This window comes from Allomuricauda sp. CP2A, from assembly GCF_001683915.1.
GTDB lineage: Bacteria > Bacteroidota > Bacteroidia > Flavobacteriales > Flavobacteriaceae > Flagellimonas.
This window is the reverse complement of sequence record NZ_LXTT01000026.1, coordinates 142,551-156,752: the sequence shown is the minus strand read 5'-3', so window position 1 is coordinate 156,752 and position 14,202 is coordinate 142,551. Positions and strand designations below refer to the sequence as shown.

The window sequence follows — 14,202 nt, the reverse complement described above, 5'->3', positions numbered from 1 at the left end:
AGCCATATCATGAATAAAACATTCAGCATTATCCTTATTATTTTGGCCTTGGGGCTCATTGCCTACAATGTGACCTTGGTGGATTTTGAAAATCCTTTTCAGGGAGATAGCACCGTAGCTTTGATAGGGATTGTGGCTTCCTTATGTGCCATAATACTCTTGCTGATTTTTATGACCTCAAAAAAAATACAAAAAAAGCTGAACAAGGATTAGTTCTGCATGCCAATTATTCCTTGGGTTGATCGGGCAATCACCGCTTCATCAATATCCTTTACTTTTTTGAGCATCGAATCATATTCCCCCTTGATCTGGGCAGAAAGGTTGGGCGAAAACAATTGTTCGGCAATGTTTGCTTTTATAAATGCCTTTATCTTGTCCTCTTGGGCATAAAAATCAAGTTTGATCTTACGGTTCAGCACAAACTCAATGAAGTTGTCAAAAAGGATATCATCCACATGGTATTCATCCAAAAATTGATTTCGGTCATAGTCAGCATATCGGGTACGGTCCTCTTCCAAATGTTCAAAGACAAATCGGGAAAAGAACTGATAGGTGTCGTCCATACTTTCAATGGCCTCTTCCTCATTGCTGCCAATGGGCACAAACACATCAGGTATGATTCCACCTCCACCATAGACCACTTTTCCTTTTGGGGTTTTAAACTTTAAAGAATCCGCCACTTTAATGCTATCCGCAGAAATAAGCTCTCCACTGACATAGCGCTCCATGAACTTCTGATAATAATCCCGATTCCCATTTTTGTATGATTTTTGAATGGAACGGCCTGTTGGCGTGTAATATCTGGAAACCGTTAAGCGCACAGCAGAACCATCGCCCAAATCCATTTCACGCTGTACCAATCCTTTTCCGAAGGAACGTCTTCCCACAATGGTGCCAATATCATTGTCCTGCAAAGCTCCCGCAATGATCTCGCTGGCCGAAGCGGAGCGTTCATTGATCAAAACGTAGACCGGTTTGTTCTCAAAATCGCCTTTGCCGGTAGCATAAACTTTTTTGATGCGTCCTTTTTTGTTCTTGGTGAACAGAATGAGCTTGTCATCTTCCAAAAACTCGTCCGCCAATTTTTCAGCGATGCCCAAATAGCCCCCCGGGTTGTCACGCAGGTCCAAAACCAACTTTCCGGCACCTCTTATTTTGAGCTTCTTCAGTGCGTCCTTGAATTCATCAAACGTGGATTCCGCAAAACGATTTATTTTGATATATCCCATATCCTTGGTAAGCATGTAATAGGCATCCACGCTTTTGATGGGCACATGATCGCGTACCACTGTGATGTCCAAAATCTTGTTTTCGGACTTTCGGAAAACTTTCAAGTCGACCTTGGTACCGACCTTGCCCTTTAGTTTTGACACCAAGTCATCATTGGGAATTCTGCGCCCAAAAAGGGTGTCATTATTTGCAGCGAGAATCCGGTCTCCGGGTTTTATGCCACTGATATAGCTTGGACCATTCTTTATGGTTCGAATGACGGTGATGGTATCCTTGTATTTGTAGAAACTTACCCCTATGCCCACAAAATCCCCTTTCATGCTCTCGGAAACCTCTTCCATTTCGCTCTTGGGAATATAGACCGAATGGGGATCCAATTTTCCCAAAATATTGTTCACGGTGACATCCACAATACTGTCCGTGTTTATCTCGTCCACATATTCGTAGTCGATATAATCAATGAGTCGGTTGAGTTTGTCCTTTTTGGAATTGGTGGAAAACAGTTTTTCTGGACTATCATTAAAGTGAAGCTTGCCTCCTATAAAAATCCCGATAGCTACAGCAAGAGCCAGCAATGTGGGCCAAATATATCCTTTAATTTTCTTCATAATAGCGATGGTTTTTTTAGACCATTTCTTCCAAAACGGGCAAATGAACGGTCTCTACTCCTGCCCTTTCCAAGAATTTTAATCCTGAATCGTCCTTGTAGGCAGTCTGATATACCACACGTTTTATGCCAGCTTGGTGCACCAGCTTACTACATTCCCTGCACGGGGATAAAGTGATGTACAACGTGGCCCCTTCACAAGACTGTGTGGAGGAAGCTACTTTTAAAATGGCATTGGCCTCGGCATGGAGCACATACCACTTGGTGTAGCCTTCATCATCCTCGCAAAAATTTTCAAATCCGGTGGGTGTGCCGTTGTAGCCATCGGATATGATCATCCGATCCTTGACAATAATGGCACCTACTTGCCTTCTTTTACAATAGGAGAGTTTGCCCCATTCCTGGGCCATCCGAAGATATGCTTTGTCGTACTTTAACTGTTTACTCTCCTTCATATAGCATTAAATCAGCCGATAATGAAATAAATATACCTGCTTTGAAAGACCCTTACAACCTTATTCGATTAATTTTAACGAAGGCCTTACATGGGAAACGTTGCAATGAGCAAGGGTATTGTAATACAAATGATCAAAATGGAAGTCACTGCAATAAAAATGGGCCTTTTTACTTTCAACAGGTCCAACACCACAAAAGCTAAGGCCAAAATTACTAGAATAATGGTTACTTGCGAAAGCTCTATTCCGGTAGCGAAGCCCAATAAAGGTGTGATTTTGTCGTCCTCTTCCGCCATCAGCATCTTAAAATAGTTTGAAAAGCCAAAACCATGGATCAAACCGAAGAAAGCGGTGGCCAAAATGTGCAAAATCAATCCCACCTGCATAGCTTCCCGAAAAACATAGACAAAATTAAAAAGGGCCGTCAACAAAATGGTTACGGGAATCAAGAATTCAATCAGCCCAACATCCACTGTAAAAACTTCATAAACGGACAACGCCAATGATGTACAGTGGGCAATGGTGAATATGGTGGCCAAAACCACCACACGTTTCCAATTCTTAAAAGTAAACGGAACGGCCAAAGCCGACAAAAACAGGATATGATCATACGCGCCAAAATCCAACACGTGGTTCAACCCCAGTTTCACATAAAACAAAAACTCTTGCATGACGCTGTTTATGGTTTTAATTAAAAACGCACAATCCACCAACTCCTAACTCCCAACTAAACTAAGAAATTCCCCTTTCTTTTTGAATAATCTCGTAAGCCTTCTGCACCTCCTTGAACTTCTCCTCCGCCCCTTTTCTGATGGCCTCATTTTCAGTGACCACACGATCGGGGTGGTATTTTTTGGCCATATTCCGATACGCTTTCTTCACCTCTTCGTCCGTGGCACTTTTTTCAATCTCCAAAATCTTATAGGAATTATCCGCAGACTTGATGAACATGGCCATGATACTGTCAAAATCATGCCGCCCCACACGGAAGTACCTTGCTATTTCCCTCAATTTGTCGAGCTCGGCCTTGCTCACTTGCCCATCGGCCTGGGCTATTCCGAACAAAAAGTGCAACATTTGCAACCTCACCTCATAGCGGGTGCGTTGCACCATATAATCACAGATACGTTGTGTAGAGATTTCCCGTTTTTTGATGACCTCATTAAAGGTCCTAAATATGGCATTGGCCTTCTCCTTGCCATAGGTGCTCAAAAAATACTGCCGCACATAGTCCAGTTCCCGTTGGTTCACCTGTCCATCCGCCTTAATGATAATGGAACAGAGCGAAAGCAGGTTCAATTCAAAATCTGCTGGGGAAACCCGTTGTCTGGTGTAGTCTTGAAAAACAGTTTTTGGGCCACCACTGGACCCGCCGAGGTTATCCAATAGACTCCCAACGATAAACCCCAAAATGGCTCCAGGGAACCGAAATAAAAAATAGCCGAGAAAGGCGGCCACCCATTTAATCATCCTCCAAAAAATTTAAAGCCCAAATATAGGGCTTTGCAGAGGAAACTAAACCATAAGCAATGTTAAGGGTCATGGTAAAAACCCGACAATACCGTATCTTTGTAACCGAATTAAAAAGAAGTCTATGTATCCTGAAGAATTGGTAAAACCTATGCGAGCAGACTTGGCCACCGCCGGGTTTGAAGAACTATATACAAGCGAAGCCGTTGAAAACGCCCTAAAACAAGCTGGAACCACCTTGGTAGTGGTCAATTCCGTTTGTGGATGTGCCGCGGCCAATGCCAGGCCAGCCGCCAAGCTAAGCCTGCAAAACAGCAAAAAACCAGACCATTTGGTGACCGTATTTGCGGGGGTGGATACCGAAGCGGTGAACACGGCCAGAAACCATATGGTGCCTTTCCCTCCATCTTCACCTAGCATGGCCCTCTTTAAAGATGGTGAATTGGTGCATATGATCGAAAGACACCACATTGAAGGAAGACCTGCGGAACTTATCGCAGAAAACCTGATGGAAGCTTACAACGAGTTCTGTTAATCCTTCCTCGATTTAAAAAAATAAAGCCACCCTTTAGGGTGGTTTTTTGTTTTTCAGCATTAAAAAAGTTGACGATGCGTTATTTTAGTCCCAGATTTTATCAAAATAAACCCACAACATTGTGAGCATGCAAAAGTTGCTTTCGTATCCTTTGACCGTACTTTTTTTTATTTGCTTCGGATTGGTTTTGGTCATTTTTCATCCCATTCAATGGTTTTGTTTGAAGGCCGTAGGATATGATGCACATAAACGCAGCGTTTCAATCCTTAACTGGTTCATCATGCGATGTACCAATGTACTGGGCACGCGATATACGTTTGAAAACAACCAGAACATTCCCACGGACAGACCTTTGATCATTGTTACCAATCACCAGAGCATGTACGATATTCCACCCTTGATTTGGTATATGCGAAAACATCATCCAAAGTTTGTCAGTAAAATTGAATTGGGCAAAGGTATACCCAGTGTGTCCTTTAATTTAAGGCACAGCGGTTCTGCCTTGATTGACCGAAAGGATCCCAAACAAAGCATCGCTGAGCTCCAAAAACTGGGCAAGTACATCGAAACCAACAAACGCAGTGCCGTTATCTTTCCGGAAGGTACCCGAAGCCGAAACGGAGTCCCCAAGCCTTTTCGCACCACCGGATTAAAGGTGCTGATGAAAAATGCGCCGGCAGCACTGATTGTACCCATCAGCATAAACAATTCGTGGAAGTTGTTGCGCTATGGAAAATTTCCCATGGGATTGGGCAATCATCTTAAATTCAAGGTCCATCCTCCAGTTGAAAATGTAGGTGATGCTGAAGAATTGATTGCCAAGGTCGAAAAACAGATCGTATCTGGAATATTTTCTTCAAAATGAAAAAAGACCATCTGATACAAAATACCATCGATTTTGTAAAAGAGACGCTTCAACATGCTGAAGGGGGGCACGATTGGTTTCACATTGAACGGGTTTTCAACACAACAAAACTGATTTCCCAACATGAGGAAGTAAATTCACTCGTGGTGGAACTGGCCGCTTTGTTACACGATATTGCTGACCCAAAGTTTTATGATGGCGATGAAAACGTGGGTCCCAACATGGCCCGTGATTTTCTAAAATCACAGCAAGTGGATAACACCACTATTGACCATGTGGTCAACATCATCCAACACATGTCCTTTAAAAATAGTTTGGATAAAAGCTCGGCAACATTTTCATCAAAAGAGCTTCAAGTGGTACAAGATGCAGACCGATTGGATGCTATGGGTGCCATTGGCATTGCCCGGGCCTTTAATTATGGTGGATTCAAAAATAGACCCCTGTACAACCCAAACGTTCCCCCCAATCTAAATATGACCAAGGAGGAATACAAGAATTCCCAAGCGCCGACCATCAATCATTTTTATGAAAAACTTCTTTTGCTAAAGGAAAAAATGAATACGGCAACGGGCCAAAAACTGGCTCAAGAACGGCACCAGTTTATGTTGGTTTATTTGGATCAATTTTATAAAGAATGGAACGGGAATAGGTTTTGACCTCTAACGGTTTTTTGTATCTTGAAGGGCTATTCAAACTAAACAACATGCAAAGAAGAAAATTCATTAAAAATGCGGCAGCGGCTTCAGCTGCTTTTTCTATTGTTCCAAGCCATGTTTTGGGAAAAACCCATGTTCCTCCTAGTGACACTTTATATGTTGGGGCCTTTGGCGTAGGAGGAAGAGGAGAAAGCGTAATTCGCGGACTCAACGAAACGGGAAAGGTTAAATTCGTGTCATTTTGCGATGTAGATGATCGCCGTGCCCAAGCCACTTTTGACTTATTTCCTGATGTAAAACGATACAAGGACTTTAGAAAGGTCTTCGATACCCACTTAAATGATATTGATGCCATAATGGTGGCCACCCCCGATCATATGCACGCTTCCATAGCATTGCCCTTTATGCGGGAGAAAAAACATGCCTATGTTGAAAAACCGTTGACCCATAACATTTACGAAGCTCGCTTAATGACCCAAGTAGCGGAGGAAAACGGCATTGTTACCCAAATGGGAAACCAAGGTGCCTCCAGTGATGGTAGCCGTATTGCACGGGAATGGGTAGAATCTGGAATCATAGGAAAAGTGCATACCATAGATTGTTGGACCAACAGACCTGTTTGGCCACAGGGCGTCCCTGTTCCTTCCAAAAAACAAAGAGTGCCCAAGGAATTGGATTGGGACACTTGGTTGGGTCCGGCAGCAATGCGGGATTATAATGCCGCCTACTTGCCGTTCAAATGGCGGGGATGGTGGGATTTTGGCACTGGCGCTTTGGGCGATATGGGATGCCATATCATGGAAACCCCTTTCAGTGTTCTGGATTTGGGCTATCCCACAGAAGCTGAGGCCAGCTGTACAACCGTTTGGGTAGGTGATTTTGTGGAAGCGGATTATAGTCCTTCCTGTCCACCTTCCTCCAAAATACATTTAAAGTTTGAACATGAAGCGCATGGAGACATCGCCCTTAATTGGTACGATGGTGGGATTAAACCCGACCTTCCAGACGAACTGAAGGATGGAGAAACCATTGGCGATGGTGGAGGCGGAACCATAATGTATGGTGAAAAAGGCACTCTGGTTTGCGACACCTATTCACAAAATGCCCGTTTGCTTCCTTCAGACATGATGGATCTATACAATGCTCCAGCACCCAAATACCCAAGAATTCCCGGAGGTATGGGCGGACACATTGGCAATTTTGTGGATGGCTGTTTAAATGGAACGCCAACCTCATCCAATTTTGCCAAAGCCGGACGATTGACCGAAACCGTGCTCATGGGTAACCTGGCCGTTAAAGCATATCAATACAAAGTATTGAAGGAAGGCAAAAAAGTGGGGGATTGGGATCCTTTTGAATATCCCGGCAGAAGAAAACTGTTCTGGGATGGTGACAATATGAAAATTACCAATTACGATAAAGCAAACGATTGGGTCACTCGTGAATATCGTAAGGGTTGGGAACTGACTTAATACATATCATTTTTGGATTAATGACTGGCATTTAGGTTATTAAACCATTATATTCGCCAGCCTTAGAACTAAAATCAATTATGAAAAGAGCAACCTTACTGCTGTTTGTTGTAATAACGCTACTAAACTGCAAGCAAAAAACGAAACAATCAAATGACGCCGCCATGGAGCCCAGGGGTGCGGACAACATCGCCTACCAATGGAGCGAAATGGCCATCACCGCAACGGCAAACGATACTGAAATGTTTAAGCCAAGACCAACTATAACCTCACGGTTCCTGGGCTTGATTTTTGTTTCAGTTTTCGATGCTTGGTCCCGATATGATGAAAAAGCAACACCTGTTTATCTTGATGGCGTGGAAAGACGACCCTCTGAAGAACAGACCCTTGAAAACAAGGAAATTGCCATCAGTTATGCGGCATACAGGGCCATGAACGAATATTATTATTCAGATAAGGAACTTTTTACCAACTTTATGGTGGAGTTGGGCCTTGATCCCAACAACGAATCTTTGGATCCAACCACTCCCGAGGGAATCGGAAACTTGGCCGCCAAAGCCGTCATTGAAGCCCGAAAGGGTGATGGTGCCAACCAATACGGTGAGGAGGAAGGTTCCAATGGTATTCCTTATTTTGATTATACCGGATACGAGCCCATCAACCCGGTTGACAAGAACATTGACCCCAACCGTTGGCAGCCCAAGTATTTTTCCGATGGAAAAGGTGGAAAGTTCGCCCCGGGATGTTTAACCCCGTTTTGGGACAAGGTAAAACCCGTTTCATTGAAATCTGGTGATCAGTTCCGCCCGGGCCCTCCCCCTAAAATAGGGTCCAAACAGTTGGAAGAAGAGGTAAAAGAAGTAATAGAGATGCAAGCCAACCTCACCGATGAGCAAAAAGCTTTGGTGGAGTTCATGCGAGATGGCCCCCAATCCGTTCAACAGGCCGGACACTGGTTAAAGTTTGCCCAAGAAGTTTCACTACGTGATAACCATACCTTGGATGAAGACGTAAAAATGTTCTTCTACAACCAAGTAGTGGCCATGGATGCGTTCATCGCCTCTTGGGACAGCAAAATGTACTATGACTTTGCCAGACCTTACGCCTTGGTCCATGAGTATTATGACCAACAAAAGATAAAGGCTTGGGGCGGCGTTGGAAAAGGAATGATGGAAATGGACGGCAACCAATGGCGTCCGTACTCACCAGACACCTTTTTATGCCCTCCTTTCCCAAGTTACACCTCTGGGCACAGTACCATAAGTGGGGGTTGTGCCGAAGCCCTGAAACTTTGGACCGGCAGTGATGAGTTTGGATCGGAAGTGGAATTGGTTGCAGGATATCTTACAGAACCCGATAATTTGGGTGATACGGTTACCCTAAAATTCCCAACCTTCACCAAAACCGCTGAAATGGCCGGCATATCAAGAGTCCTGGGTGGCTATCACATCCAAGCTGATAATATAGCCGGTCTGGAATTGGGACGGGATGTGGCGCATGAGGCATGGAAGTTCTATAAAAAGCACGTAGGGGAAGAAGAAGAAATGAAAATGTAATCCTCATCAAAGGTTCATTTTCCTTCTGTAGTGCTTTTTAACGAGTTCGTTTTCGGTAAGGGCAATGGCCTTTTTTAAGGCTGATTGTTGTTTTTCAGGTTGATTCAATTCAGATTGAAGTTCTGCCCTAATGGCATGGTACAACCCTTGATTCCCTAAATTGGCCCGTTGGCCAAGGAGTTCCAGCTCTACGAGCCCATCTTTTGGTCCATAAACCTTGGCAAAAGGGATGATTCGGTTTAGGGCCACCATGGGCGAATAGTACAGTTTCAAGTGCACATCGTACAGGTACAGAATATTTTTCCAATCTGTTTGGGCAAAACTTTTGGCCTTACTGTGGTAATAGGAGCGGGCCGCTTCCAAATGATACTCCGAAGGAGTACGGTCCAATGTCCCCGCATTTTCCAGATGATGAACTCCAATGGAAATCAACTCTTGATTGTATTTGGAACGGTCATGCTGTTCCAAGGTCACCAATTCCCCTGCTTCGTCCAACCGGGCATCAAATCGTGAGGCATGGAAACACATCAAGGCAATCAACGCATTCAGATTGGGGTGCTTGCAGTACTTGTTTTCCTGAAGCAAAAGGGCCAAACGTAAGGCTTCATAACAGATGTCCCTTTTAATGATCTGTGAGCCCGAGGTAGCGGCATATCCTTCAGAAAACATCAGATAGATGACCCGGAGCACTTGGAACAAACTTGACTGCAACCCCATTTGCACGGGAATTTTCAAGAACTGTACCTCTTCCCTGAACTTTTTCTTGGCCCTGGTAAAGGATTTGGCAACGGCTTCTTCCTTTTTTAACAATGCTTCCGCCAATTCTTTATTGCTGAACCCACCAATCAGTTTTAGGCTCAGTATAATCTGATATTCCTGTGAGAGCAAGGGATGACAACAGGCAAATATCATTTTCAATTGACTATCTGAAATCGATTGGTCCAAATCAGGATCGGCGGAATGGGAAACAGTACTATTATGCTGCAATTCTTCAAGCTCTCGATATTCCAGTTTCTTGCCGCTTCGCAATACGTCAATCATCCTATTGCTTGCCACCCGATATAGCCACCCCGTGGGATTATCAGGAACGGATTGATAGGCCCAAACCTGCATGGCCTTTACAAATGTATCTTGGGTAGCATCTTCAATCTGCTCCAAGTACGATGTGCCAAACTTATGGGTCAATAAGGCCACCACTTTTCCATATTCCGTTCGGAAAAGATGTTCAATGGTTGTGTTATGGTCTTGTGGCATAAGTAATATTGTTGGGGGCCAACTCCTAAAATGTCATTTCGAGTAAAACGAAAAATCTATAATACGTTAATGAAGTGTTTTAGATTTCTCACATTCGTTCGAAATGACATCGGATTAAAAAATCAATGGTCCAAAGAAAGGATTTCCCGCACCTCAACAAAAGCTCCCTCATAATCAAAAATGGGACATCCCTTTGAGATTTCAACGGCCTCATCAATGTTTTTTGCCGATACGATGAGGTAGCCTCCCACCATCTCCGCACCTTCAATAAAAGGCCCATTGGTGACCACCTCCCCTCGTTTGTGGACCACTTTTCCATCCTTTTCCAAAGGAAGGCCGTCCAAAAGTTGTCCTTTTTCCTTTAGGCCGCCCATCCATTCGCCCCATACCTGCATATGGGCCTGCTTTTCTTCTTGTGACAATTTTTCAAAGGAATCATCCCCTCCCCTGAACAAATACAAAAAATTACTCATCGGTTTTACATTTTAATGTCCACCCAAAGTGAACGGTTATACGTTGTTTTCATCCTTAAGACGAAGAGTGGAGGGTGTATTGGACAAGCTTTATAAATTTATTCAAAATAATCGCATCTGCCCATTTTTGTATTGCTGATGAAGCTCAACATTAAGTCTTGGAAATGTTTTATCCTTAAAATAAAGCTGCCTGGCCAATTTGGCCATATCATGGATTTGGGTGGCAATTTTTCCTTCTCCTCTGTTCCGAAGTCCAAAACGACTGTCGTTGATGCTCCCACCATGACAATCTTGAATGAGGTGCAGCACTTTTTCCGCCCGATCTGGCATGGCCTTTTTAATCCAATCGGTAAAGATTTGGCCTATGGCTCCATTCAGTCGAACTACCGTAAATCCGAAGGAAAGTGCCCCATGTTCGGATACCGTTTTTGCCAATTTCAACAATTCATGGCTGTTGATGCCCGGAATCATGGGGGCGAGCATGGCATTTACGGGAATATTGTTCTCTGAAAGCACTTTAATCGCCTTCAATCTTTTTTGAAGGGAAGCCGTCCGGGGTTCCAACTTTCGTCTGGTTTTTTCGGATAGTGAAGTGATTGAAATATTAACGGCCACCAATTGATGTCGATTCAATTCCTTTAAAATGTCCAAATCCCGAAGGATCAATGCATTTTTGGTAATGATACCCACGGGGTGACGGTACTTTAAGAAGACTTCGAGACATTTGCGGGTAATCTCAAACTTTTTTTCGGCGGGTTGATAGCAATCCGTGTTCCCTGAAAGCACAATGGTCGCTGCTTTCCAATTTTTGTGTTTGATCTTGGCTTCCAACAATTCAGGAGCCGACTTTTTTATCAAAATTTTCCGTTCAAAATCCAGACCCGCACTATAGCCCCAATACTCATGGGCATTGCGGGCATAGCAATAGATACAGCCATGCTCACAGCCTTGATAGGGGTTCATGGAATACATCATCCCAACATCTGGGCTATCTACCTTGTTGACAATGGTTTTTGGGAAAATGGGGATGTACTGCGTCTTGTTATTGTCTGCTTCCTCCCCTTCCAAGCGACAGAATTCCAAAAAATCCTCACGCACTTCATATACGTGCTTCAGAAACTTGTTGGGCGTGTTTTGCTGTGCACCTCTTCCTTTGAGAAATTCTTTGGACTCCATAAAATTGGATTTAATCCAAATTTATGGAGATAATCCTTTTTATGGTTTTTAAAAACTATATTTAACGTTTAGGAAAAGCTTTAGTTAAAATCCACCTTGACCAACTGTTTTTTACTGCCTCTTTTTGCATAGAAGAGCATGTTGTCCTCCTGTTCGTTCTTTAAGGGTTTGGACACCATTAAAGGCAATCTGGCTTCCTGTGAGTCTATTATTTTTTCGTAGTCGATCTTCCCATTTTCATCCAAAGAGATAAGGAACACATTACGGTTTCTGCTAAAACCTTGTTTAAAAATCAATCGTTCATTGTTGATCAACTCTGGTCTTTCGGCAGCGGTACAGATAAAGAAATAGGTCTTGCCATCCTTACAGTAGGAACTATAGGAGGCATAGGCTCCATCGCCCTGCGTTACCTCGGTCTTATTAATGTTTCGGGCCCACTCCATTGCACCCTTGGCATCCAACTTTACGCTTACAATGTCGTTGTAGTGGTACCGTTCAATCTTAACACGTTGCCCTGCGCCCGTAACCTCAAGTCCGGAGGTAACAAAGTATTCCTCAGCGTTAAAAAAGATGTCTTTCTCTGGAGTGACCTCAACACCTTTAAAAACTAAGTTTTTGATGTCCTTGTCGCCTTCCCTTCCAAATTTATCCTCCATAAATTGCTGGGAAAAGGGGTTGTATTTTCTAGCGTTTACCTCCAAAGTGGTTGGGTCAACATCAAAATAAGCGATTCCATTGTACCGATTATCCTTTCTATCGGCATAAAATCCTGCACAGACCAGTCTGTTATCGAACATAATGGGATACAGGGCTTCGGGATACTTTCCTGGATCCACAAAAGACTGTGTTCTGCTTCCATTTTGGGAAACCTTGACCAGCTCATATTGAAATTTGCGCTCATCTACCTGAAAACGTCTCTTTTTAAAATAGGCTTTCCCTACGATATAGACCGTTTGAAGGTCCCGGGAAATGGCCACATTCTCAAAAGCATAGTTTTTCTCCTCTATCTCATCTGAAAAGTCGTATTCAAACTTCTTGTTCAAGGCCGTATCGTACAGGTGAATAATGTGCTTGTTGTTTTTCCCCCTTTTATGGTGCGTACTGATGATGAATCCCCTTTTATCCTCATTAAAAAGAATTGCAGTGGTGAATCCATTGGAAAAATTGCGATTGTAATAGTTCTTCCCAACAGGATCGTTCACCTCCTCCGAAGCAATGGAAAGCAGTTTTTTGCTTCTAAAATTAAAGTCAATGATGGGGCTTGTATGCACCCAATATTCATATTCCCCTTTGTCATGGTTATAATTGAGGAACAACAGGTTCAGCTGCCCATTTTTGAGGAAACCGTCCACAAAATCCAAGCCTTTGAGCTTGTAATTGTATTCGGACATCAGTTCCAAATCCTTGTTGTAATGTTCAACAAGGTAGCCCTTGGGCTTTAATACAAGTCCTTGGTAGTAGGCCCGTACCAAAATATACCCCCCCGTACCATCTTCATCCAGGGTCAATAGGTTTGAATAGCGATGCCGGTCATGGAACTTTTCACCAAAATCATAGGAAACGGGCATCTTTTGGGCACCCGTCAGCATCCCAATCAGCAGGAAGCAACATAGAAGTATTTGTTTTTTCATCAGGTCTGGCTTAGTTAAGCCAATGGTCATGAACCGGGGAAGTCTGCCTTGCGTTTTTCCAAAAAGGCCGACGTTCCTTCCTTGAAATCGTCGGTGCCAAAACAATGGCCAAAGGCATCGATTTCCACAGCATAGCCATCAGCATCATACTTAAAACCAGCATTTACCGCTTTTATTGCCTGTTTTATCGCCACAGTGGAATTATTCGATATCCTGCTCGCAATTTTAACGCAGAGGGGCAACAATTCTTCAGGGGATACCACATGGTTCACCAATCCGTAGGCAAAGGCCTTATCGGCATCGATCATCCCTGCGGTCATGATCATTTCCATGGCCCTTCCCTTGCCAACAAGTTGGGGCAACCGTTGTGTTCCACCATAGCCGGGGATTACGCCCAAGGAAACTTCAGGTAGTCCCATTCTGGCATTGCTGCTTGCCACCCGAAAATGGCTGGCCATGGCCAGTTCCAGCCCTCCACCCAGGGCAAAACCATTGATGGCTGCGATGACAGGTGTGGTAAGGCCTTCTATTAGGTTAAATAGATTTTTTTGGCCCATTGCCGACAATTGTCGGCCTTCCTTCACCGAGAAATGTGCGAATTCGGAAATATCCGCCCCGGCCACAAAGGACTTTTGTCCACTTCCCGTAATAATGATCACTTTGGTTTCCTTATCCTCATCCAATTCCTTAAAGGCCACATGAAGCTCTTCAATGGTCCTTTTATTGAGGGCGTTCATTTTCTCGGGCCGATCAATAGTGATGGTTGCAATATTGTTTTCTTCCTCTATGTAAATGTTTTCGTAGTCCATACGTGCTTTT

The 14,202-nt window shown here is 43.7% G+C and carries 15 protein-coding genes; 6 read left to right on the top strand and 9 right to left on the bottom strand.

Annotated features, from left to right (window positions below; translation table 11 throughout):
* Window positions 1-9: 9 nt before the first annotated feature.
* Window positions 10-213: a hypothetical protein gene (locus A7D14_RS03435; protein WP_067029967.1), complete on the top strand. Its 204-nt coding sequence runs from the start codon at window positions 10-12 to the stop codon at window positions 211-213.
* Here A7D14_RS03435 and A7D14_RS03430 read toward each other — a convergent pair.
* The 4 genes from A7D14_RS03430 to A7D14_RS03415 all read right to left on the bottom strand — a co-directional run bounded on the left by A7D14_RS03430 (window position 210) and on the right by A7D14_RS03415 (window position 3,762).
* Window positions 210-1,838, bottom strand: a complete 1,629-nt coding sequence (locus A7D14_RS03430) for a S41 family peptidase (RefSeq protein WP_067029964.1) — start codon at window positions 1,836-1,838, stop codon at window positions 210-212. The two genes, A7D14_RS03435 and A7D14_RS03430, sit on opposite strands and share 4 nt — an antisense overlap.
* A 16-nt stretch (window positions 1,839-1,854) precedes the next feature.
* Entirely contained in the window at window positions 1,855-2,292 is a 438-nt protein-coding gene (locus A7D14_RS03425) for a deoxycytidylate deaminase (RefSeq protein WP_067029956.1), read from the bottom strand.
* A gap of 86 nt (window positions 2,293-2,378) precedes the next feature.
* Window positions 2,379-2,963 (bottom strand): HupE/UreJ family protein, encoded by a 585-nt coding sequence (locus A7D14_RS03420; protein WP_067029954.1) that lies wholly within the window; start codon window positions 2,961-2,963, stop codon window positions 2,379-2,381.
* A 61-nt stretch (window positions 2,964-3,024) separates the two neighbouring features.
* On the bottom strand, window positions 3,025-3,762 hold the full coding sequence (locus tag A7D14_RS03415) for a TerB family tellurite resistance protein (RefSeq protein WP_067029952.1): 738 nt from the start codon (window positions 3,760-3,762) through the stop codon (window positions 3,025-3,027).
* A 124-nt stretch (window positions 3,763-3,886) separates the two neighbouring features.
* Here A7D14_RS03415 and A7D14_RS03410 point away from each other — a divergent pair, with 124 nt between their 5' ends.
* From A7D14_RS03410 to A7D14_RS03390, 5 genes are all read left to right on the top strand, one after another.
* Window positions 3,887-4,297, top strand: a complete 411-nt coding sequence (locus A7D14_RS03410) for a BrxA/BrxB family bacilliredoxin (RefSeq protein ID WP_067029950.1) — start codon at window positions 3,887-3,889, stop codon at window positions 4,295-4,297.
* A 127-nt stretch (window positions 4,298-4,424) separates the two neighbouring features.
* Window positions 4,425-5,162, top strand: a complete 738-nt coding sequence (locus tag A7D14_RS03405) for a lysophospholipid acyltransferase family protein (protein WP_067029948.1) — start codon at window positions 4,425-4,427, stop codon at window positions 5,160-5,162.
* Window positions 5,159-5,821: an HD domain-containing protein gene (locus A7D14_RS03400; protein WP_067029945.1), complete on the top strand. Its 663-nt coding sequence runs from the start codon at window positions 5,159-5,161 to the stop codon at window positions 5,819-5,821. The genes A7D14_RS03405 and A7D14_RS03400 overlap by 4 nt, the downstream gene beginning before the upstream one ends.
* 47 nt (window positions 5,822-5,868) lie before the next feature.
* Window positions 5,869-7,293 (top strand): Gfo/Idh/MocA family protein, encoded by a 1,425-nt coding sequence (locus tag A7D14_RS03395; RefSeq protein ID WP_067030235.1) that lies wholly within the window; start codon window positions 5,869-5,871, stop codon window positions 7,291-7,293.
* A 164-nt stretch (window positions 7,294-7,457) separates the two neighbouring features.
* Window positions 7,458-8,849, top strand: coding sequence for a vanadium-dependent haloperoxidase (locus A7D14_RS03390; RefSeq protein WP_255307376.1), 1,392 nt, complete (start codon window positions 7,458-7,460; stop codon window positions 8,847-8,849).
* Between the two features lie 6 nt (window positions 8,850-8,855).
* Here A7D14_RS03390 and A7D14_RS03385 read toward each other — a convergent pair whose 3' ends face one another.
* The 5 genes from A7D14_RS03385 to A7D14_RS03365 all read right to left on the bottom strand — a co-directional run bounded on the left by A7D14_RS03385 (window position 8,856) and on the right by A7D14_RS03365 (window position 14,192).
* Window positions 8,856-10,103, bottom strand: coding sequence for an RNA polymerase sigma factor (locus A7D14_RS03385; protein ID WP_067029938.1), 1,248 nt, complete (start codon window positions 10,101-10,103; stop codon window positions 8,856-8,858).
* Between the two features lie 122 nt (window positions 10,104-10,225).
* Window positions 10,226-10,576 (bottom strand): YciI family protein, encoded by a 351-nt coding sequence (locus tag A7D14_RS03380; protein ID WP_067029924.1) that lies wholly within the window; start codon window positions 10,574-10,576, stop codon window positions 10,226-10,228.
* A 102-nt stretch (window positions 10,577-10,678) separates the two neighbouring features.
* Window positions 10,679-11,752 (bottom strand): PA0069 family radical SAM protein, encoded by a 1,074-nt coding sequence (locus tag A7D14_RS03375; RefSeq protein ID WP_067029922.1) that lies wholly within the window; start codon window positions 11,750-11,752, stop codon window positions 10,679-10,681.
* An 80-nt stretch (window positions 11,753-11,832) separates the two neighbouring features.
* Window positions 11,833-13,383, bottom strand: a complete 1,551-nt coding sequence (locus A7D14_RS03370) for a hypothetical protein (RefSeq protein WP_067030233.1) — start codon at window positions 13,381-13,383, stop codon at window positions 11,833-11,835.
* A gap of 26 nt (window positions 13,384-13,409) precedes the next feature.
* A complete protein-coding gene (locus A7D14_RS03365) occupies window positions 13,410-14,192 on the bottom strand; it encodes an enoyl-CoA hydratase/isomerase family protein (RefSeq protein WP_067029917.1) in 783 nt (260 codons plus the stop codon).
* Between the last annotated feature and the right edge of the window lie 10 nt (window positions 14,193-14,202).

Coding starts and splice junctions, on each gene's coding strand:
- A7D14_RS03410 (WP_067029950.1), top strand. CDS start 3,887: ATGTATCCTGAAGAATTGGTAAAACCTATGCGAGCAGACTTGGCCACC.
- A7D14_RS03390 (WP_255307376.1), top strand. CDS start 7,458: ATGGAGCCCAGGGGTGCGGACAACATCGCCTACCAATGGAGCGAAATG.
- A7D14_RS03370 (WP_067030233.1), bottom strand. CDS start 13,383: ATGAAAAAACAAATACTTCTATGTTGCTTCCTGCTGATTGGGATGCTG.
- A7D14_RS03385 (WP_067029938.1), bottom strand. CDS start 10,103: ATGCCACAAGACCATAACACAACCATTGAACATCTTTTCCGAACGGAA.
- A7D14_RS03365 (WP_067029917.1), bottom strand. CDS start 14,192: ATGGACTACGAAAACATTTACATAGAGGAAGAAAACAATATTGCAACC.
- A7D14_RS03425 (WP_067029956.1), bottom strand. CDS start 2,292: ATGAAGGAGAGTAAACAGTTAAAGTACGACAAAGCATATCTTCGGATG.
- A7D14_RS03400 (WP_067029945.1), top strand. CDS start 5,159: ATGAAAAAAGACCATCTGATACAAAATACCATCGATTTTGTAAAAGAG.
- A7D14_RS03430 (WP_067029964.1), bottom strand. CDS start 1,838: ATGAAGAAAATTAAAGGATATATTTGGCCCACATTGCTGGCTCTTGCT.
- A7D14_RS03435 (WP_067029967.1), top strand. CDS start 10: ATGAATAAAACATTCAGCATTATCCTTATTATTTTGGCCTTGGGGCTC.
- A7D14_RS03380 (WP_067029924.1), bottom strand. CDS start 10,576: ATGAGTAATTTTTTGTATTTGTTCAGGGGAGGGGATGATTCCTTTGAA.
- A7D14_RS03420 (WP_067029954.1), bottom strand. CDS start 2,963: ATGCAAGAGTTTTTGTTTTATGTGAAACTGGGGTTGAACCACGTGTTG.
- A7D14_RS03395 (WP_067030235.1), top strand. CDS start 5,869: ATGCAAAGAAGAAAATTCATTAAAAATGCGGCAGCGGCTTCAGCTGCT.
- A7D14_RS03415 (WP_067029952.1), bottom strand. CDS start 3,762: ATGATTAAATGGGTGGCCGCCTTTCTCGGCTATTTTTTATTTCGGTTC.
- A7D14_RS03405 (WP_067029948.1), top strand. CDS start 4,425: ATGCAAAAGTTGCTTTCGTATCCTTTGACCGTACTTTTTTTTATTTGC.
- A7D14_RS03375 (WP_067029922.1), bottom strand. CDS start 11,752: ATGGAGTCCAAAGAATTTCTCAAAGGAAGAGGTGCACAGCAAAACACG.